Annotated in this window: 17 protein-coding genes; 1 reads left to right on the forward strand and 16 read right to left on the reverse strand. The window is 36.6% G+C overall.

What is annotated here, in order from left to right; translation table 11 throughout:
* The first annotated feature begins 315 nt into the window (after positions 1-315).
* A complete protein-coding gene (locus JAZ75_RS09645; protein WP_208701498.1) occupies positions 316-2721 on the forward strand; it encodes a prolyl oligopeptidase family serine peptidase in 2406 nt (801 codons plus the stop codon).
* Between the two features lie 107 nt (positions 2722-2828).
* Here the strand turns inward: JAZ75_RS09645 and JAZ75_RS09650 are convergent, their stop codons facing one another.
* The 16 genes from JAZ75_RS09650 to atpD all read right to left on the reverse strand — a co-directional run bounded on the left by JAZ75_RS09650 (position 2829) and on the right by atpD (position 21830).
* Entirely contained in the window at positions 2829-3347 is a 519-nt protein-coding gene (locus JAZ75_RS09650) for a DUF2911 domain-containing protein (RefSeq protein ID WP_132841064.1), read from the reverse strand.
* A gap of 251 nt (positions 3348-3598) precedes the next feature.
* Positions 3599-4852 (reverse strand): threonine ammonia-lyase IlvA, encoded by a 1254-nt coding sequence (ilvA, locus tag JAZ75_RS09655; protein ID WP_183917389.1) that lies wholly within the window; start codon positions 4850-4852, stop codon positions 3599-3601.
* A 147-nt stretch (positions 4853-4999) separates the two neighbouring features.
* Complete coding sequence (locus tag JAZ75_RS09660) at positions 5000-6163, reverse strand: 2-isopropylmalate synthase (RefSeq protein ID WP_021191844.1); 1164 nt, start codon at positions 6161-6163, stop codon at positions 5000-5002.
* A gap of 35 nt (positions 6164-6198) precedes the next feature.
* A complete protein-coding gene (leuB, locus tag JAZ75_RS09665; RefSeq protein WP_132769216.1) occupies positions 6199-7272 on the reverse strand; it encodes a 3-isopropylmalate dehydrogenase in 1074 nt (357 codons plus the stop codon).
* A 135-nt stretch (positions 7273-7407) separates the two neighbouring features.
* Positions 7408-8871, reverse strand: a complete 1464-nt coding sequence (locus JAZ75_RS09670; protein WP_183917387.1) for an ATP-binding cassette domain-containing protein — start codon at positions 8869-8871, stop codon at positions 7408-7410.
* Positions 8871-9455, reverse strand: coding sequence for a 3-isopropylmalate dehydratase small subunit (gene leuD, locus JAZ75_RS09675; protein WP_208701500.1), 585 nt, complete (start codon positions 9453-9455; stop codon positions 8871-8873). Before leuD ends, JAZ75_RS09670 begins: the two co-directional genes overlap by 1 nt.
* Before the next feature lie 213 nt (positions 9456-9668).
* Positions 9669-10490 carry a methyltransferase domain-containing protein gene (locus JAZ75_RS09680; protein WP_021191842.1) on the reverse strand — a complete coding sequence of 274 codons (822 nt, stop codon included), beginning with the start codon at positions 10488-10490 and terminating at the stop codon, positions 9669-9671.
* A gap of 41 nt (positions 10491-10531) precedes the next feature.
* Positions 10532-11929, reverse strand: a complete 1398-nt coding sequence (gene leuC, locus JAZ75_RS09685; protein ID WP_021191841.1) for a 3-isopropylmalate dehydratase large subunit — start codon at positions 11927-11929, stop codon at positions 10532-10534.
* Between the two features lie 94 nt (positions 11930-12023).
* Positions 12024-13505, reverse strand: a complete 1482-nt coding sequence (gene ilvC / locus JAZ75_RS09690; RefSeq protein ID WP_021191840.1) for a ketol-acid reductoisomerase — start codon at positions 13503-13505, stop codon at positions 12024-12026.
* Positions 13506-13545: 40 nt separating this feature from the next.
* Positions 13546-14022: a DinB family protein gene (locus tag JAZ75_RS09695; protein WP_183917378.1), complete on the reverse strand. Its 477-nt coding sequence runs from the start codon at positions 14020-14022 to the stop codon at positions 13546-13548.
* An 85-nt stretch (positions 14023-14107) separates the two neighbouring features.
* Positions 14108-14698 (reverse strand): acetolactate synthase small subunit, encoded by a 591-nt coding sequence (gene ilvN, locus JAZ75_RS09700; RefSeq protein ID WP_021191838.1) that lies wholly within the window; start codon positions 14696-14698, stop codon positions 14108-14110.
* 1 nt (position 14699) lies between these two features.
* On the reverse strand, positions 14700-16445 hold the full coding sequence (gene ilvB, locus JAZ75_RS09705) for a biosynthetic-type acetolactate synthase large subunit (RefSeq protein ID WP_208701502.1): 1746 nt from the start codon (positions 16443-16445) through the stop codon (positions 14700-14702).
* 59 nt (positions 16446-16504) lie between these two features.
* Complete coding sequence (ilvD, locus tag JAZ75_RS09710) at positions 16505-18205, reverse strand: dihydroxy-acid dehydratase (RefSeq protein ID WP_132841073.1); 1701 nt, start codon at positions 18203-18205, stop codon at positions 16505-16507.
* Positions 18189-19079, reverse strand: coding sequence for a branched-chain-amino-acid transaminase (ilvE, locus tag JAZ75_RS09715; RefSeq protein ID WP_132841074.1), 891 nt, complete (start codon positions 19077-19079; stop codon positions 18189-18191). Before ilvE ends, ilvD begins: the two co-directional genes overlap by 17 nt.
* 891 nt (positions 19080-19970) lie before the next feature.
* Positions 19971-20219 (reverse strand): ATP synthase F1 subunit epsilon, encoded by a 249-nt coding sequence (gene atpC / locus JAZ75_RS09720; RefSeq protein ID WP_132769200.1) that lies wholly within the window; start codon positions 20217-20219, stop codon positions 19971-19973.
* A gap of 108 nt (positions 20220-20327) precedes the next feature.
* Positions 20328-21830, reverse strand: coding sequence for a F0F1 ATP synthase subunit beta (gene atpD / locus JAZ75_RS09725; protein ID WP_132841076.1), 1503 nt, complete (start codon positions 21828-21830; stop codon positions 20328-20330).
* Positions 21831-21895 lie beyond the last annotated feature (65 nt).

Raw genomic sequence — 21895 nt, forward strand, 5'->3', positions numbered from 1 at the left:
TGAATGATTTTAACAAGTTTGAGAAGCCTAATTTCCCAACTCTAACAAATATCATAAATTTAATTTGAAGCTGTAATTTGACTTTTCCACATTGGTGGAAAAAAATGATCGATATAGGGCTTTGCGCATGCGGAATATTTGTATTCGCTTGGTTATCAATATTAATTTAATGTTGATAACTTTAGAAGATAGAAAATATCAGTATTTTAAGAATGTTTTTTTAGTCTAATATTTATGTCATAAAGTGACTACACTTTCTTGGTTTAATCTAATTATTTACTATATTTTGACAGCTTATTATATTAAAATATATATATGAAAAAATTACTTTGCGGTTTACTATTTTTATTATCTCTGGAAGCCTCTGCTCAAGAGAATGTCACTTTCCAAAAACCTTCTTCCGAAATTTTAGCCTTAGCTGATTTTATACGCCCTCCACAGATACGAATATCAAATGATCATAATTGGATCTTATTTTTATATCGACCTACTTATAAGTCTTTGGCAGAATTGGGGCAGGAAGAGATGAAGCTGGCCGGTCTTCGTATCAATCCCTCAACAAATGTTGAAAGTGCAGAAACCTTCTTTAATAAATTTTCTTTAAAGAAAATTGCTGATGATAAGGAGATTACAGATTTTAGAGGCATGCCTGCTAATCCTTCATTAGCAAATTTAACGTTTTCACCAGATAATACGAAATTAGCTTTTACCAATACAAATACTACCGGTACGGCTTTATTTATATTAGATTTAAAATCATTGCAGGTTAAACAATTGACATCATATGTGTTGAATACGTTATTAGATGCACCTTATAAATGGTTCCGTAATTCTGAACGTTTGTTGATTTCAACACTACCAGTAAATAGAATAAAATTAATTGACCAAACAAAAGATTTGCCGACGGGACCAGTTGTTTCGACAAGTGATGGACAGGTGTCGCAATTAAGAACATATCAGGATTTGCTGAAAAATCCACAGGATGAGACTAATTTTGAAACGTTGGTTCAGTCTGAATTACAAATTGTAGATCTAGAAGGTGCAGTTCAAAAGTTTAGTGATAAAGCAATTTTTGCCGGGACCTCTTTTTCTCCAAATGGCGAATATATTTTAGTGAATACGATTAAAAAGCCTTATTCTTATATTGTACCTTATTCTAGATTTCCCCAGGAAACAGCTATTTACGACCTGACAGGGAAATTAATTACGAAGGTGAATGATGTTCCTTTGATAGAAGTTATGCCTAAGGGTTTTTCTGCTACACGTACAGGCCGTCGGAATTTGCATTGGAGAGATGATAAACCGGCAACTTTAGCCTATGTTGAGGCTTTAGACGGTGGTGATCCTGGGAAGAATGTTGAATTCCGTGATGCTTTATATACATTGGACTTTCCTTTTACCTCATCCCCTAAATTGATCACCAAAACCAAAGATCGATTTGCTGGTGTCATCTGGGGAAATGATGAATATGCAATGGTCAGTTCGCAATGGTATGATACCCGTAATGTGAAAACATTTTTGATTAATCCAAGTTCTGGAGCGTCAAAATTGATTAATGACCGCAATAGCCAAGATATCTACAATGATCCTGGGGATGTGTTTAAGGCACGTAATAACTTTGGAACGTATCCGATGTCAATTCAAAATGATAAAGTGTTTTTAATAGGGAAGGGATTTACAAAGGAAGGGGAATTTCCTTTTGTGGATGAGCTGGATCTAAAGAGTTTAAAGAAAAAAAGACTTTACACCGCTAAAAAATCAGATCTTCAAGAACGTATTATTCAGCTTATTGATCCGAAAAAGGGAGACATGATGGTTTCTTTGCAATCTGCTTCGATGTTCCCAAATTATTTCAAAAAGAATATTAAAACAGGAAAACAAAAGGCATTGACACAGTTGGAAAATCCATTTACGAATTTAGAAAAAGTACACAAAGAGATCTTGAATTATAAACGTAAAGATGGTGTTGATCTTTCAGGTACGTTATACCTGCCTGCAGGTTACGATTTTAAGAATAAGGAAAAACTTCCTTTGTTGATCTGGGCTTATCCAAGAGAATATAAAGATAAAAATACAGCTGGCCAAAGTACTGCAAACCCGAAAGAATTTACCTATCCGAGTTATGGATCATTTATTTATTGGGTGTCTAAAGGGTATGCCGTATTGGATAATGCCGCATTCCCAATTGTTGGCGAGGGTACTCAGGAACCAAATGATACTTTTATTGAACAGCTTGTTGCGAATGGTGCAGCGGCAATCGATGCGGTCGATAGTTTAGGCTATATTGATAGAAAGAAAGTGGCTGTTGGAGGACATTCTTACGGTGCTTTTATGACCGCACATCTTTTATCTAATTCAAATTTATTTGCTGCCGGAATAGCAAGATCTGGTGCTTATAATCGTACGTTAACTCCTTTTGGATTTCAAAGCGAACAACGTAACTTTTGGGATGACCCACAACTGTATATGACCATGTCTCCATTTGTAAGTGCTGATAAGATGAAAACTCCTTTATTACTTGTACATGGGGGGGCAGATAATAATCCGGGTACCTTTACATTACAGACGGAGCGTTATTTCCAAGCATTGAAAAATGTTGGAGCTCCTGTTCGTATGGTTATTTTACCGCGTGAGGCACATGGTTATGTTGCAAAGGAGAATATTTTCCACCTATTGTGGGAACAGGATAAGTTTTTAGAAAAATATTTAAAAAACAAATAACCCTTAGTAAAAAGCCAGATAGAAATTATCTGGCTTTTTTAATACTTATGCGTTTTTAACGCATGTCAAATGTTATTTTACAGTTTGATCTCTTTTGAAATTCTTAATTAGCGTGCAGCTTTGACTTGTACTGGTAGTAAATGATCGCCCCATATTAATGCAATTTTACCAGATTTATCCACATCAATTTTAAATTGTTCCTGTGGTGTAGTGCTTGTTGAATTTCTAACATTTACGCGTAATGCATCTTGTGCTTGATCATATTTTGTTCCCCATTGATTCCATGTTTTATTGAAAATAACAATTGTTTCTTGTTCACCGGGAATAGTATATAAGCTATATTTTCCTTTTGTTAATTTTTTACCTTCAATAAGGACGTCTTTATCAAATGCTACTGTTGTTGCTTCATTTGCACCCGTACGCCATATTTCTCCAACTTTGACAATATCAACACCAATTTGTCTACCTTTTAAAGATGGACGGCTGTAGTTTACATCAATGTTTACACCATCACTAGTAGTGACTTTAACACTATCAGGTGGGCTAGGTCTCTTGGTTTTATCAGTTTGTCCAAATACAGTGGTACAAATGATCGTTAACATAAATAAGATAGCTGTTGTTTTCATAATATTTTTTAATTAAATATACATAAAAATTTAAAGTAAAAAATTGATAGTAAGCTTTTTAAAGTAATTTCTTGTATTTAGAGATATCGATGCCACAATTTTAGTTTTGTTGATCCATAGGTAGATCGTATGGTAAAGTTTTGGTGTAAATGAGGAATAGTTGTACTTGGAGAAGGCTATTAATAAATTTTAATACAAAAAGGGGAATATGTGTTTTGCATATTCCCCTTTTATTTTTTCTCATTAAGCACTTAAACGAGGTATTCAAATAGGGTTTGATCTTTATTTAATTCGATATATTCAAATTTGTTTTCCGTCATTCTTTGTAACAACGATTGGTAATCTGCCGGGTTGTTTAGTTCGATACCAATCAAGGCTGGACCACGCTCGCGTTCGGTTTTTTTGATAAATTCGAAACGGGTAATATCATCTTTGGGGCTTAATACCTCGGATACGAATAGTTTTAAAGCTCCTGGGCGATTTGGGAAACGTACAATAAAGTAATGTTTATATCCTTCATATAAGAGTGATAATTCTTGGATTTCACTCATACGGTTGATATCATTATTGCCTCCTGAAATAATACAGACAACTTTTTTTCCTTTTATTTCATCTTTATGAAACTCTAATGCCGCTACCGAAAGCGCTCCGGCAGGTTCTACGACGATTGCATCTTTATTATATAGCTCTAATATGCAGGTACAGATTTTTCCTTCTGGGATCGATCGGATATCATCTAAATATTCGCGGCTGATCTCGAATGTAAGGTCTCCAACTTTTTGAACAGCAGCACCATCGACAAATTTATTGATCTTCTCGAGTTCGACAGGTTTTCCCGCTGTAAATGCTGCCTGCATAGAAGCTGCTCCTTGTGGCTCTACACCATAGCATTTGATATTGGGATTTTTGTTTTTTAAATAGTAGCTCGTTCCTGCAGAAAGTCCACCGCCACCGATTGGAATAAAAACAGCATTAACATCTGGTAAATCTTGTAATATTTCTACGGCTACTGTTCCCTGTCCTTCAATAACCTTTGGATCATCAAAAGGAGGAATGAAGGTCATGTTATTTTCTTCAGTATAAATGCGAGCCGCTTTCTGACAGTCATCAAAAGTATCTCCGGTCAATATAATTTCGATATTGCCATTGCCCCACATTTCTGTTTGTGTTATTTTTTGTTTTGGTGTTGGGCCGGGCATAAAAATGACACCTTTAATATCGAGCTTTTTACAAGAGAAGGCAACTCCCTGTGCATGATTGCCAGCACTTGCACAAACGACACCACGCTGCTGCTCTTCTTGGCTCAGTGAAATTATTTTATTATATGCTCCTCTTAATTTGTATGATCTAACGATTTGCAGGTCTTCTCGTTTCAGATAGACATCTGCGCCATATTTCTCAGAAAGATAAGTGTTGTATTGCAAAGCTGTGCGATTGACGACGTCCTTGATACGATGGTAAGTGCTTTCTGAGTCGATTTGTAAATTAGAAAAATCTAAACTCATTTTGTTCTATTATGATTAGGTGATTGTTTTTTTTATTCAAATAAAAAAACGTCATTTCGACTTAGAATAAAAGTAAATAAGTTTTTTGACTTTTTACTTGCAAATTTATTCTTTGTCAAAATGACGTTTTAATAAGTTTTTGTGTTATTAAACGCTTTCTGCGAATAAACTTCTGAGATCATCGTCGCAAATATCTTTTTTGGCATCTGCTAGAATTAGGAAGCGCTCATATGTTTCTGCAAGGGCTTCTTTTTCTAAGGTGTAACCGAGACGTTCTAAGTGATGCTTTAAAGCATGACGACCGGAACGAGCGGTTAAGATAATACCTGCTTCTTCTAATCCCACATCTTCGGGACGAATAATTTCATAAGTTTCACGGTGTTTTAAGAAACCATCTTGATGAATACCGGAGCTGTGCGCGAAGGCATTACGCCCAACAATTGCTTTATTAGGTTGTACTGGCATATTCATCATTTCACTTACTTTACGTGAAAGGTAAGTGAACATCTTGCTGTCAATATTTGAAGTTAGGTTACCGAAAGACTGATTATGAACTTTTAGAATCATAGCCACTTCTTCCAAAGAGGTATTTCCAGCACGTTCGCCGATACCATTGATGGTACATTCTACCTGACGCGCACCATTTTGGATTGCAGCAATGGAATTGGCTGTTGCTAATCCTAAATCATTATGGCAATGTGCAGAAATAATCGCTTGATCAATGTTTTTAACATTTTCTTTCAAAAACTTTATTTTAGCGCCATATTGATCAGGTAAACAGTAACCGTTCGTATCTGGAATGTTGACAACAGTAGCACCTGCGGCAATAACTGCTTCGACCATTTGCGCTAAGTAAACTAAATCAGCGCGGCCGGCATCTTCTGCGTAAAACTCTACATCTTCAACATGTGATTTTGCATATTTTACTGCCGCAACAGCGCGATCTAATATTTCTTCGCGTGTGGAGTTGAATTTATACTTGATATGCATATCAGAAGCTCCGATACCCGTATGTATACGTGGTCTTTTTGCATATTTTAAGGCTTCTGCAGCAACTTTAATATCATTTTCATTGGCACGTGTCAAAGCACAGATAATAACATCATTTACGGCCTTGGATAATTCAACAACCGATTGAAAATCTCCGGGACTAGAAACTGGGAAACCAGCCTCAATAACATCGACACCCAGTTTCTCCAAATCTTTTGCAATGTCGATTTTTTCAGGAGTAGTTAATTGACATCCTGGTACCTGTTCGCCATCGCGAAGAGTGGTATCGAAGATGTATAGATGATTTGGATCGTGTAACATAGCTTTATGTTTATAATTTAGAAACTCTGTTCAGTCTATTTAATAAATTCTAATACTTTAGCACCCATTTCTTGTGTGCCTAATATTTTGTCTGCAGGTGTATTTACATTTGCAATATCACCTGTTCTCCAGCCAGCTTTTAATGTTGCTGCAACTGCTTCCGTTACTTCTTTAGCTTCTGCTTGTAAACCAAAACTAATATCTAACATTAATGCAACAGATAAAATCGATGCCAATGGATTGGCTTTATTCTGTCCTGCAATATCGTGCGCTGAACCATGGATAGGTTCAAAAAAACCTGTACCGTCACCAATAGATGCAGAAGCTAGCATGCCCATAGAACCAGCAATCTGTGAAGCTTCGTCTGTTAAAATGTCACCAAATAAGTTGGCGGTTAGTACCACATCAAATTTCTTTGGATTTTTCACCAATTGCATCGCAGCATTGTCAATAAACATATGTTCAGTTTCGACATCTGGATATTCTGTTGCAATCTCTTGCACGACTTCTCTCCAAAGACGGGATGTTTCTAATACGTTTGCTTTATCTACCGAACATAATTTCTTAGAACGTGTACGGGCAGCTTCATAAGCTTTACGTGCTATACGTTCTACTTCATAGCGGTTATAATTCATTAGATCTGAAGCGAAATTATTATCTTCAGAACGATTTTTCTCACCGAAGTATACGTCTCCTGTTAACTCGCGGAAGAAAAGGATATCTGTTCCTTTTAATACTTCTGGTTTCAGGCTAGATGCGTCTAATAGTTCATCAAATAACAAGATGGGACGTAAGTTTGCATAAAGACCTAATTCTTTACGGATTTTTAATAATCCTTGTTCCGGACGTACTTTAGCAGATGGATCATTATCGTATTTAGCATGTCCAATGGCACCGAATAGGATTGCATCACTTGATTTTGCTTTTTCTAAGGTTTCATCTGGCAATGGGTTTCCGGTAGCTTCAATAGCAACGTGACCCATGATCGCTTCATCAAAACTGAATTCATGACCATATTTTTGTCCGATTTTTTCTAGAACTTTTTTACCCCAAATAGTTACTTCTTGTCCTATTCCGTCACCAGGAATAACGAGTATATTTTTTTTCATCAGATTAATTATTTTGAGTGTATGTTTTCAATTGGATAATCGACTCCATTTCACTCGTTTTTATGTTTTATGATGAAACTATCATGCGCATATCTACTTGTATGTTGGGAGTAGCGTGGGCATGATAGTTTCCTGTTATGCGTACTGTAAAATATCTTCAATGGTTTTAACCATTCCTTTTTCTAATATGATTTTCTTTTCAAGGCATGTCGGTAGCTGTGTCTCAAAATGGCCAACATAAATTAATGTTTTTCCATAGGTGCATAGTTCATCTACAACTGCATTGAAATGTTGTGTTTGTTCGTAATCAAGACCCTGGCAGGGTTCGTCCAAAATTAATAATTCAGGATTCTTAATCACTGTTCTTGCTAGCAAAGCTAAACGTTGTTTGCCTAAGGGTAGTGTATTTAATAATTTATTTTTATCTTCTTTCAAATCAAAGAAATCCAATACTTGATCGAGGAATTGTTGGTTTTCAAAGCTGAGATTACGGAATAGTCCAACGGAATCAAAAAAACCTGAAGCAACACTTTGCCAAACTTTCGCTGACTGATCAAAATACCAATGCATTTCAGGTGAAATAATTCCTAAATGAGCTTTGATGTCCCATATACTTTCCCCAGATCCTCTTTGTTTACCGAAAAGAACAATATCATTGGCATAGGCCTGAGGGTGATCTCCATTGATTAAACTTAATAACGTAGACTTTCCAGATCCATTATGCCCCTGCAATAACCATTTCTCACCTGCTTTTACTTCCCAACTAATTTTTTTTAGTACCTCTTTTTCACCATACCTTACATCCACATTGGACATTTTTACCATGGTTTGGGAAGTAATACGTGGAGATTTCTGTAAAAAATGTGGAAGTGGTTTTCTTGCGCGCTCTTTTTCTCGTGAGAATGCTGCTTGTGAAGAAACCTCAAGTAACTGACCTTCCTGTATTTCTGCAAAATGATTGATACAGGTTGGCACTGTTTGATCATTACTGATTAATATCAAAGTCACTCCAGCGTGTGCTAAATCATCGAACGCTTGATTAAGTTCTTGGCGAGATTGACGATCCAGACCTGTATAGGGTTGGTCAATAATCAATACTTGTGGCTTTAGCCATAACGCTTTAATTAACTGCAGTTTTTTATGTTCACCACTGGATAATTCTATAAGCTGTGTGTTTTGAACATCTTCAAACCCAAAAGTTTGAAAGTATGGTTTTACCTCTTCAAATTGCAAATGTTTTTCTTTTGCAAAATGTAGAAATTCGGCCTGTACTGTTAACGTATCGTTGGTTTGATGTTTGTTGTAACGTTGCTGGTAATAGAAGTTTTTATCGCCTTCTAAATTGGTGAATTGATACCAATTTGAAACATATAAAACTTCTGCAGGAAGAGGAGAGCTGCTGTTAAAGTTAATTTTTAAAAGTCCACTGTATGGGATATGGCCTGCAATTGCTTGTGCCAAAGTAGTCTTTCCCGTACCGCTTCTACCACCGATTAACCAGTGCTGACCTGGTTCAATTTGCCAATTCAAGTCCTGCAGTACCACATGATATTGGTGCTGGACAGTTAAATTGGCAATATGGACGACAGGTTCTATCATTATCTTGTTTTTTCGAAAGTTTCGATTGCACTTTTGTTGTTTAGGATGAAATCAATATCATCATATCCGTTAATAAGACATGATTTTTTGTAAGGATTAATTTCAAAAGATTGTTGTGCACCTGTTTCAGATAATGTAACGGTTTGATTTTCTAGATCCACGATAATATCTGTGTTCGGGTTTTTAAATACGGTATCAAAAATAGTTTCTAAAAACTCGTCTGTTACCTGAATCGGCAATACGCCATTATTCAAGGCATTGCCTTTGAAGATATCTGCGAAGAAACTACTGATCACAACATCAAAACCATAATCCTGTATAGCCCAAGCGGCATGCTCACGACTGGAACCACAGCCAAAGTTTTTACCTGCTACAAGAACTTTTCCTACATAAGTAGGGTTGTTCATTACAAAATCAGACTTGGGTTGATTGTCGCTATCATAACGCCAGTCGCGGAATAAATTGTCACCAAATCCATCCCGTGTAGTCGCTTTTAAAAAGCGTGCTGGGATAATCTGGTCGGTATCTATATTTTCAATCGGTAAAGGAACTACCGTTGTTGTTATTGTTTCAAATTTTTTCATCTAAATAATTTGTTATTTAATGGTGATGAAGCTATCATGAGAAGAGTATCTATCTCTTTTTTGAGCCACTTTTGCCTCATGATGGTTTCCTCCACTTCATTATTTACGAGTATCTGTCTTTAACTGTATCAATGAACAACTCGTTTCACTTTATATGTGAGCTGTTTCAAGCTCTTGATATTTTTCGTGTTATGTTGCTGTCAGTGCAATGTTTTATTTTAAAACGGCTCTAACTTCTCTAAGCTTCATAGTCATGCTGACGGCTAAATTATCAGCCCAATTGTTGTAATCTTTAATAGCATCTAAACGTTCTTGATCGCTCACATATCCTTCTTCTACCATTTGTTTTGAGTTGGCTACCTGCGACCATATTTTTAATTTGTCTAGGTGTAATGGGTTGTTGCGCTCATAATGTTCATCGGCGTTAAAGACTTCGATTTGACCAAAACCATGTTCTTCAAAAATGTCATCCAGATCGTATCCGATCCTATTGTTCATACCAGCGTCATTTCGCCACATCAAAAACATGTGATAATAATGTTCCATACTTCTGGGTATTTTTGGAGTCCAATCGATGGCTTCATGATTATAATCTAATATCGATACTTGCCCATTGGGTTTTAATAACGTTTTCAATTTATCAATCGCTTTATCTAGTGTTGAAATCCATTGAAAAGTACGTGCTGAAACGATCAGGTCAAATTTTTCGATGCTGTCAAAATCTAGTAAATCACAATGAATCAATTCTAGATTCTGGATACTACCAAATAGATTTTTTCCTTCCGTAATAAAAGACTCTGTATTATCAATTCCAACAACAGCACCTGATGGGCCGACTATGGCTGCGATATCTTTTGTGATCGCACCTGTTCCACAACCGATATCCAAAACTCTTAATCCTGGTTTTAGAGCAGATTTCAATGTATGATAATCTTTTTCCAACGTTCTTTGATTAAAGATTGCGTTTGCACTTTGCTCTTCACGTTGAATCACTTTATTTTCGGTGACTGCGACTGTCTGACAAATTTGGCACATTTGTAAAAGTTATTTAAGAACAGCTACTATTAGCAATTAGATTATATCAACTCCCTAACATCGGTAATTTTACCTGTTACAGCTGCCGCTGCAGCAGTTAAAGGTGATACCAGCATCGTGCGGGCATCAGGTCCTTGACGTCCTTCAAAATTTCTATTTGATGTCGAAACACAGTATTTTCCTGCAGGAATTTTATCTTCATTCATGCCTAGACATGCTGAACAGCCTGGTTCACGTAATTGAAATCCTGCCGCTTCGAAAATTTTATCTAATCCTTCTTCGATTGCCTGTTTTTCAACTTGTTTTGAGCCGGGAACGATCCAAACTTCTACTTGTTCTGCTTTTTGTTTTCCTTGAACAAATGCAGCAACTTCACGTAAATCTTCGATACGGGAGTTTGTACAGCTTCCAATAAAGACATAATCTACTGGTTTTCCTAAAATTGGAGCATCATCAGCAAAGCCCATATAGTTGAGTGCTTTTTGATAAGATGGCTGTTCTGATTCAGGTTGTGACTGTGTAGCTGGAATACTTTCTGTAATGCCCATGCCCATTCCTGGATTAGTACCATAGGTGATCATCGGTGCGATATCTGCTGCATCAAATTCTAATACAGCATCAAATTGTGCGTCATCATCAGAATATAATGTTTTCCAATATGCTAATGCTTTATCCCATTCTTCTCCTTTAGGAGCGAATTCACGTCCTTTTACGTAATCGAAAGTAGTTTGATCGGGAGCAATTAAGCCTCCACGAGCTCCCATTTCAATACTCATATTACAAATGGTCATTCTAGCTTCCATACTTAATGAACGGATTGCCGAACCAGCGTATTCAATAAAATAGCCTGTACCACCTGCTGCAGAGATTTTTGCAATGATGTATAAGATAATATCTTTTGCGCCTACTCCTTTTTGCAAATCACCATTTACTTCGATTTTCATCGTTTTTGGTTTTTGTTGCAGTAAGCATTGTGTTGCAAAAACTTGTTCCACTTGAGAAGTGCCTATTCCAAAAGCAATAGCACCAAATGCACCGTGTGTTGAGGTATGACTATCTCCACATACCATAGTTTTACCTGGTAATGTAATCCCTAATTCTGGCCCAATCACGTGTACAATACCTTGGTAGGGGTGACCTAAACCATATAGGTTAATACCGAATTCAGCACAGTTTTTAGTCAACATATCAACTTGGTAGCGTGATAATTCTTCTTTGATGGGAAGGTGCTGATTTAAAGTGGGGACATTATGATCTGCCGTGGCAACAGTTTGATTGGGACGAAATACCGGTAAACCTCTTTTGCGCAGACCATCGAATGCTTGTGGGGAAGTTACCTCATGGATAAGGTGGGTGTCTATATAAATAATATCTGGAAATCCTTCTTCACGTTTGACGACATGCGCATCCCAAATTTTTTCTACTAATGTTTTTGACATTTTCTTCTCTAATGTTAATTTTTCAATTTAATTCGGTTGTTTTTTTGGAACTTCCTAAAAACAACCGAATTTTTGCAGTCTAAATTACGAAAATTTAAACAGTTTTTATAGCTTTCATTGCAGTCATTGCTTGACGTAATTTACGACCTACAATTTCGACTTCATGATTACGTAAAATATCATTAATTTCCACTAACTGAGCGTTATCTACTGAAGCGTCTTTACCAGCATTATAGTTTTTACCTACTAAATCAGTTTGTACTGTTTTCATGAAATCAGCTAATAATGGTTTACAAGCTTGATCAAATAAATAACAGCCATATTCTGCTGTATCTGAAATAACACGGTTCATTTCAAATAATTTTTTACGAGCGATTGTATTCGCGATTAAAGGAGTTTCGTGCAATGATTCGTAGTAAGCTGATTCTGGTTTAATTCCTGCTTCAACCATAGTTTCGAAAGCTAATTCAACACCAGCTCTGATGAAAGCAACCATCAAAGTATAGTTGTCAAAGTACTCTTGCTCTGCAATTTTCACATCACCTGCAGGAGTTTTTTCAAATGCTGTCTCACCAGTTTCAGCTCTCCATTTTAATAGATTTGCATCACCGTTAGCCCAGTCTTCCATCATCGTTTTACTGAATTCGCCAGAGATAATGTCATCTTGGTGTTTTTGGAATAGCGGACGCATGATATCTTTCAATTCTTCTGATAATTCAAAAGCTTTGATTTTAGCAGGATTGCTTAAACGATCCATCATACCACTTACACCACCGTGCTTTAGTGCTTCAGTAATAACTTCCACACCATATTGAACTAGTTTAGATGCATATCCAGCGTCAATTCCTTGTTCAACCATTTTATCGAACGATAAAATAGAACCTGTTTGCAATAAACCACATAGGATGGTTTGCTCGCCCATTAAATCAGATTTTACTTCAGCAACAAATGATGATTTCAATACACCAGCTCTGTGACCACCTGTACCTACACAATATGCTTTTGCTTCAGCCCATCCTTTTCCTTGTGGATCGTTTTCTGGGTGAACAGCAATTAAAGTAGGAACACCAAAACCACGTACATATTCAGCACGTACTTCAGATCCTGGACATTTAGGTGCTACCATGATAACAGTAATGTCTTTACGGATTTGCATGCCTTCTTCTACGATGTTGAAACCGTGTGAATAGGACAATGTAGCACCTTCTTTCATTAAAGGCATTACAGCATTGATCACAGCAGTATGTTGTTTATCTGGTGTTAAGTTAATTACTAGATCTGCAGTAGGAATTAATTCTTCATAAGTTCCTACTGTAAAATTGTTATCTGTAGCATTTTTCCAAGAATCTCTTTTTTGCTCAATAGCTTCTTTACGTAAAGTATATGATACGTCTAAACCACTATCTCTCAAATTTAGACCTTGGTTTAAACCTTGTGCACCACAGCCTACGATTACGATTTTTTTACCCTTTAAAGCATCTACACCGTCAGCGAATTGACTGTTGTCCATAAAATCTGCTTGACCTAATTGATGTAATTGATCTCTAAGTGGTAGTGTGTTGAAATAATTTGCCATTGTTGTTGTTAATTTCTTTATTGATGGTTTGTTGATTATTTTATTTACTGTTTCTAATTGCTTTGCGTTGTGCTAAGGCATATCCCCAATGCAAATTATCGTGCGATAGGGTTGCGATCAGTACTTCTTCGATTGTTTTCATCTCAGCACCATAGGTTGCTGTAGCGTAAGGAGTGATAGTCGTAAAAATACCTTTCTCATAGTCGCTTTGAATCTGATCGATGGTTGTTAGCGCTAATGCTTTCAATTCATCTACTTCTTCCTGTGTCACGTTACGTGTCGGTTTAGTATCTTTTTTATAGTCTTCATTGTACTTTACTGATGACGTATCTGCTAAGATACCGGTGCGAACATAACTCAACGTTTGTGTTGAAACGACGATATGCGCAAAATTCCAGAAGATATTATTATTGAATCCTTCCGGTATAAGATTTAATTCGTCTAATGTCAAATCATCTAGTAATCTTATAAATCCTTTACGGCTACTGATAATAAATTCAAATATGTGTTGTGTCATTTTTTACTTTTTTAATCGAAATTTTTAATGAGGCAATGATTTTATAGGACATTGCCTCATTTTTGAAAGTTAAGAAATGTTGCCATTACATGGTGAAAACATCATCTCCTTTTTCGAGATATTCGTTTTCAACGACATCTTCAGAAGGTTCTCTGCGTTCAAATTCTTTTAATTTAGCATGAAATCCAGCACTTTCTTTAATGATAGCGATACGTGCACCACGTACAAATTCGATTAAATTATACTTGGTCAACTCTTCTGTTAACTTATCAATTTCCTCACGATGACCAGCGGTTTCGAAGACGGTGTAGTCTTTGCGGATAACAACTGCAGATGCGCCATATTGACGTAACAGTCTTTCTACGTACACCTTTTCTGTAATGACTTCTGTTGGAACTTTGTATAAAGCCTGTTCTTGCCAGATTACTTCATCGTTAGTATTGTAGTATGCTTTGAGTACCTCTACCTGTTTTTCGATTTGACGGCATAATTTGCGTACTACTTCTTCTATTTCAGTAATTAAAATCGTAAAGCGATGAATCCCTTCTACTTCGGAAGGAGAAGTGTTTAAACTTTCGATATTAATTTTTCTTCTTGAGAATATGGTTGATATTCTACCGATCATGCCGATAGAATTTTCTGTATAAATCGTGATTGTATATTCTTGTTTTTCCATTTTACTTCAATCTAATTTCTGAAACACTAGTTCCCTGTGCAACCATTGGGAACACATTGTTTTCTTTTCCAACCATTACTTCTAAAAGGTAGGCGCTATCGTGCTCCAACATGGTTTTCAAAGCTGTTTTCAACTGATCTCTTTCTGAAACTTTTTGTCCCTCTATATAGTATGATTTTGCTAAAGCAACAAAATCTGGACTAGTAATATTCACGAAAGAATAGCGTTTTTCATTGAAAAGCTGTTGCCATTGGCGAACCATTCCTAAGAATTGATTGTTTAGAATCAGGATTTTTACTTTAGCACCAAATTGCATGATAGTACCCAATTCTTGGAGTGTCATCTGGAATCCCCCATCACCAATAATAGCAATAACATCGCGATGTGGTGCGCCATACCAGGCACCTATTGCTGCAGGTAGACCAAATCCCATGGTTCCTAATCCTCCTGAAGTAACATTAGATTTTGATTGATTGAATTTTGCATAACGACAGGCTACCATTTGATGTTGTCCAACATCGGTCGTGATAATCGCATTTCCCTCAGTCAGTTCATTTAAAAGATTGATCACTTCGCCCATTGTTAGTACATCACCTGTTGGATGAAGCTCATTTTGGATAACCTCTTTAATTTCTTCTTTTTCTAAGGTTCTGAACTGTTCTAACCAATCGGTATGTTCTTTTTTGTCGATCAATTCAGTGAGTTGCGGTAAGGTTTCTTTACAATCTCCCCAAACAGGAACTGTTGTTTGAACATTTTTGTCAATTTCGGCAGGGTCAATATCTAAATGTACTACTTTTGCCTGTTTTGCATATTTGTCAAGACGTCCTGTTACACGGTCATCAAAACGCATACCTATAGCGATTAAAACATCACATTCGTTAGTCATCACATTAGGTGCATAGTTACCATGCATTCCAAGCATACCAACATGTTGTGGATGATCTGTTTCGAGTGCACTAAGACCCATTACTGTGGCTGCAGCAGGTATGCCTGATTTTTCTAAGAAATCTTTAAACTCCTGCTCAGCTTTACCTAAAATAATACCTTGACCAAATAAGATAAATGGTTTTTGTGCACTATTGATTAGAGCAGAAGCTTCCTGTACATACTCTTTTCTTACAATAGGAGATGGACGGTACGAGCGGATGTGCGTACATTTTTCATAACCTTGATAATCGAATAATTCCATTTGTGCATTTTTCGTAATATCGATCAATACGGGGCCAGGTCGACCTGTACTAGCGATATGAAATGCTTTTGCTAATGCCATCGGAATTTCGGATGCTTCTGTTACTTGGTAACTCCATTTTGTGACAGGAGCGGTAATATTAATAACGTCTGTTTCTTGAAAGGCGTCTGTACCCAATAAACTTGCGAATACCTGTCCAGTGACGCAGACGATAGGGTTGCTATCGATCATAGCATCGGCTAAACCAGTAACTAAATTTGTTGCTCCAGGACCAGAAGTTGCAAATACAACACCAGGGCGGCCAGAGGTTCTTGCATACCCTTGTGCAGCATGGATACCACCTTGCTCGTGACGGACCAAAATATGAGTTAATTTTTCATTATAATCATATAATGCATCATAGATCGGCATGATCGCTCCTCCAGGATATCCAAATACGGTATCAACACCTTCACATAGTAAGGCTTCTAATACCGCCTGCGAACCTGTTAATTGACTAACGGGTTGAGGTTGCTTTGTACATTCCTTGCTTTCAGTTTTTTCCAGCGTACTCATTATTTTCAATTTATTCGATTTGTAATTCTTTTGTTTGTGTTGATTATTCGGTCTTGCTTTTATAAGTCTGTTACACAGCCTTCTGAAGCGTCAGCAACAGTTTTGGCATATTTGTAAAGGACTCCTTTTGTTACTTTCAATGCTGGTTGTTTCCATCTTGCACGTCTAGCAGCAATTGTTGCTTCGTCGACTTTTAAGTTTAGTGTATTGTTGACCGAGTCGATTTCAATGATATCTTCATCTTCTACTAATCCGATCAAACCTCCTTTATACGCTTCAGGGGTAATGTGTCCCACGACAAAACCATGCGTACCTCCAGAGAATCTTCCGTCTGTGATTAATGCGACAGATTTTCCTAATCCTGCACCAATAATAGCTGAAGTAGGTTTTAGCATCTCTGGCATTCCAGGTGCTCCAACTGGTCCTTCGTTTTTGATCACCACTACATCTCCTTTTTTGACACGACCTGAAGAAATCCCTGCGATTAAATCTTGCTCTCCATCAAATACACGTGCGGGCCCGACAAATTTCTCTCCTTCTTTTCCTGAAATTTTTGCGACAGAACCTTTCTCGGCTAAGTTTCCATATAGAATCTGTAAATGGCCATTTGCTTTAATAGGATCGGCTAGTTTATGAATGATCTTTTGATCATAATCTATTACGGATTTCACATCTGCTAAATTCTCAGCTAATGTTTTTCCTGTTACAGTCAAACAGTCACCATGTAGTAATCCCTCGTTTAATAAATATTTTAAAACTGCAGGGATTCCACCGTATTGATGTAAATCTTGCATTAAGTATTTACCTGATGGTTTAAAATCAGCTAAAACCGGTGTTTCATCCGACATACGTTGGAAATCATCCTGTGTGATATCTACACCTACTGATTTACCAATTGCAATAAAGTGTAATACGGCATTTGTACTTCCTCCTAGTATGATGATCGCACGGATGGCATTTTCAAATGCTTTGCGTGTCATGATATCTGAAGGTTTAATATCTTTTTCTAATAAGATGCGGATATATTTACCAGCTTCTAAACATTCATCTTTTTTATCTTGTGATACGGCAGGATTGGATGATGAATAAGGTAAGCTCATTCCTAATGCTTCGATGGCAGCGGCCATTGTATTGGCTGTGTACATTCCTCCGCAGGCACCTGCTCCGGGACATGTATTACGGATTACACCATCGTAATCTTCGTCGGAAATATTACCACATATTTTTTGCCCTAAAGCCTCAAATGCGGAAACAATATTTAGATCTTCTCCTTTATAATGACCGGGTGCAATTGTTCCACCGTAAACCATTATTGCTGGGCGATCTAAACGGCCCATTGCGATTACAGCACCAGGCATATTTTTATCACATCCAGGTATTGCAATCAATCCATCATAATATTGCCCACCACAGATTGTCTCAATGCTATCTGCTATGACATCTCTACTGACTAATGAATAACGCATACCTTCTGTACCATTACTCATACCATCACTGACCCCAATTGTTCCGAAGGTTAAACCAACTAAATCACTTGCCCATACGCCCTTTTTAACAACTTGCGCAAGATCATTTAAATGCATGTTACAGGTATTTCCATCATAACCCATACTCGCAATACCTACTTGAGCTTTTTCCATGTCCGCATCTGTAAGACCAATACCATATAGCATTGCTTTTGCTGCGGGTTGTGTTTCGTCTTGTGTGAATGTACGGCTGTATTTATTCAAGATTTGTTCTTTATCAGATGATGACTTCATAGTTCTCGTTCTCTAATACTAAATTTTTATATCGTCTTTGTATAGAAGCACCTATTGTATGCTCCCAATCTTCTTTATAAATAATGTGATCGACTTGTTTTATTCCTATTATTTCTGCTGCCGTTCCTGATAGAAAAGCTGAATCTGCTTCGTGGATATCTTGGACTGTCAACCTTTTCTCAATTAATTCAATTCCTAATTTTTTACAGATCAGAATGACGTTTTTTCGGGTTATGCCAGGAAAAATATTCTGGATAGGCGGTGTATACAGTTTGAAATCTTTTTCAATAAATAAGTTTTCACTTGATGCTTGTGCTACATAACCATCCTGATCTAACAACAGTGCTTCGTCATATCCATTTTTTATTGCTTTACTGCTTGCTAAAATGGAGTTGATGTATTGGCCTGATATTTTTGAGGAAATCGGAAATGCTTTTGAACTTGGTCGCTGAATATCCGATATTTCAACCTTTAATAGATTTTGTCCTAAATAAGGTCCCCATTCCCATGCAGCCATCATGATCCGAGCTTCAGTTGATGAAGTGAGGTGCATGTTGGATCCAGAGAATACCAATGGACGAATGTAGGCTGAACGTAGATTGTTGATGGATAATAATTCATAAGCACGGTCAATCAACTCCCTATTATCCCATGTATATGGTATATTGATTGCATCACATGACTTCTCTAGACGCTCAAAGTGTTCCAGAGCTTTAAAAATACGAGGTCCATTGTGGGTGTTATATGCCCTAAGACCCTCAAACGCACCATATCCATAATGCAAAGCTTGAGTATACAGGTCAAGACCTGTAGCAAAAGCTTTGACGTACGATCCGTCTAAGTAAATTAATGTGTTCTCGTCGTAATATTTCATAACCTTGTTATCTACCCTCCCTATTAGTAATAATTAGAAAATGACCTGTTTTTGTTTCCCTTGGGTAAATGTAATTTAAGCGTAAACTTTACTGCTGAAATTATTTCTTTAAGTTACTCCGAATAAAAATAATTGGCAATAGCCTTATCTAACTTTTTTGATTAAGTATATAATTTTGATTATTTGTTTTTTGCAAAATTAAATTTTTATATTTTCAATATTAGTGATATTTTAGAATGCAGTAAGTAGACCGTATTTAAAATCGGTCTACTTGGCTCAAAAACTTTTTTTTTCATTTTGACCTCAAATTCTTCTTAAAAATTGATAATTCCTTATTCTTTTTATTTTTTTGAGTATTATTTCTTTGAAGTTATCCTCCGTTTTTTTTGATTCATGAGACTATTGTTAATGAACAATATGTGGGAAAAATTTTAAATGGGATGATGGGGGAGAGGTTGTAAAAACTGGAGAAATGGGAACCGATAAGTTACCTAGTTTTTAAACAAATTGTTGCTAGCTTTCAGATTGCTTGGTGCTAGATTGATGTGTCTTGTGGATCTGTGTAGGGAAATGTCAAGAATGGGTCAGCACGTTCTTATTATGATGGAATTTAAGAGTCTTCTAAAGTGTTTGTATGAGATGATTTTCTTGTCTTAGTATAAGGAGAAAAACTAATCTTGATGCATATGCACTATTTTGTCAACTTATCCACATTGTGGACAAATGATGTTTATTTTAGGTTGAAGGATATGCGACTATTCTATTGACATGTTAAGAGGGAAATCATTTTCAGGTTTTATATTATTTTTTCAACAATTTGTTTAGAATGTGTTGAAAAAATAAAAGCCTCTTATTTTTTAATAAGAGGCTTTTGAGATCATCGTATGATGATTATGCTTCAATAATTCCTTCGGCCAAAATGGTAACGACATTATTCTTAGCTTCTACAACACCACCTTTGATGTTTAAGATCTGCTCGTCTTTACCTTGCTGAACAATTACTTTTCCGTCTTCCAAAGTCGAAATGATAGCCGCGTGATCTTTCAATATTTGAAAAGATCCTGAAGTTCCTGGAACAGTTACCGCAGTTGCATCACCTTCAAATACTATTTTGTCTGGAGTGATTATAGATAATTTCATTATTTTTAGATATAAGATTTGAGATTTGAAATTTGAGAACTTGAGGTCTTCAAATAGATATGAGATAATAGCGTTTCCATTACCTCATATCTAATGTCTAATATCTAATTAAACTGCTTCAGCTAATAATTTTTTACCTTTTTCGATTGCTTCTTCGATGCTACCTACTAAGTTGAAAGCTGCTTCAGGATATTCATCAACTGCACCATCAAGAATCATGTTGAATCCTTTGATTGTATCTTTGATGTCTACTAATACACCTTTTAAACCTGTAAATTGCTCCGCAACGTGGAAAGGTTGAGATAAGAAACGTTGAACACGACGTGCGCGCTGTACTGTTAATTTATCTTCTTCAGATAACTCATCCATACCTAAGATAGCGATGATATCTTGTAATTCTTTATAACGTTGTAAGATTTCTTTAACACGCTGTGCTGTATCGTAATGCTCGTTACCTAAAACTGCAGGGCTTAAGATACGAGATGTCGAATCTAATGGATCTACCGCAGGGTAAATACCTAACTCAGCAATTTTACGAGACAATACTGTTGTTGCATCTAAGTGAGCGAATGTTGTCGCTGGTGCAGGGTCAGTTAAATCATCGGCAGGTACATATACCGCTTGAACTGATGTAATTGATCCATTTTTAGTAGATGTGATACGCTCTTGCATTAAACCCATCTCTGTTGCCAAAGTTGGTTGGTAACCTACTGCAGAAGGCATACGGCCTAATAAAGCAGATACTTCAGAACCAGCTTGTGTAAAACGGAAGATATTATCAATAAAGAATAATACGTCTTTACCTTTACCATCTTCTTCACCATCACGGAAATATTCAGCGATTGTTAAACCTGATAAAGCAACACGTGCACGCGCACCTGGAGGCTCATTCATTTGACCGAATACGAAAGTACATTTTGATTCTTTCATTAATTCAGTATCGATAGCATCTAAAGGCCATTGACCTTTTTCCATCTCTTCCATGAAATGCTCACCGTATTTGATAATGCCTGATTCCAACATCTCACGTAGTAAGTCATTACCTTCACGTGTACGTTCTCCAACACCAGCAAATACAGATAAACCACCGTGTCCTTTTGCGATATTATTGATTAATTCTTGGATTAATACAGTTTTACCTACACCGGCACCACCAAATAATCCAATTTTACCACCTTTAGAATAAGGCTCTAATAAATCGATTACTTTAATACCTGTAAAAAGTACTTCAGTTTCAGTCGATAAATCTTCAAATTTAGGTGGAACATTATGGATCGAACGACCATTTGTTTTATCTAAATTTTTGATCCCGTCAATGGCATCACCCACAACGTTGAATACACGACCTTTAATTTCTTCACCAATAGGCATTTTGATTGGAGCACCTGTGTCGACAACTTTCATTCCACGAACCAAACCTTCGGTTGCATCCATAGAAATTGTACGAACACGTTCCTCACCTAAGTGTTGTTGAACCTCTAAAACGACACGCTGACCATTTTCTCTTTCGATAATCAAGGCATCGTAAATTCTAGGTAGATTTTCATTGTCGGCGAAGTTGACGTCAACCACTGGGCCGATAATCTGCGCTATTTTACCAATATTGGGCATATTATAGGGACTAAATATTTATTAATCAATTTTATAAAGGCAATAAAAACCGCCTCTTTTTGGTC

The sequence above is a fragment of the Sphingobacterium sp. UDSM-2020 genome, from assembly GCF_016132525.1.
GTDB classification, from domain to species: domain Bacteria; phylum Bacteroidota; class Bacteroidia; order Sphingobacteriales; family Sphingobacteriaceae; genus Sphingobacterium; species Sphingobacterium anhuiense.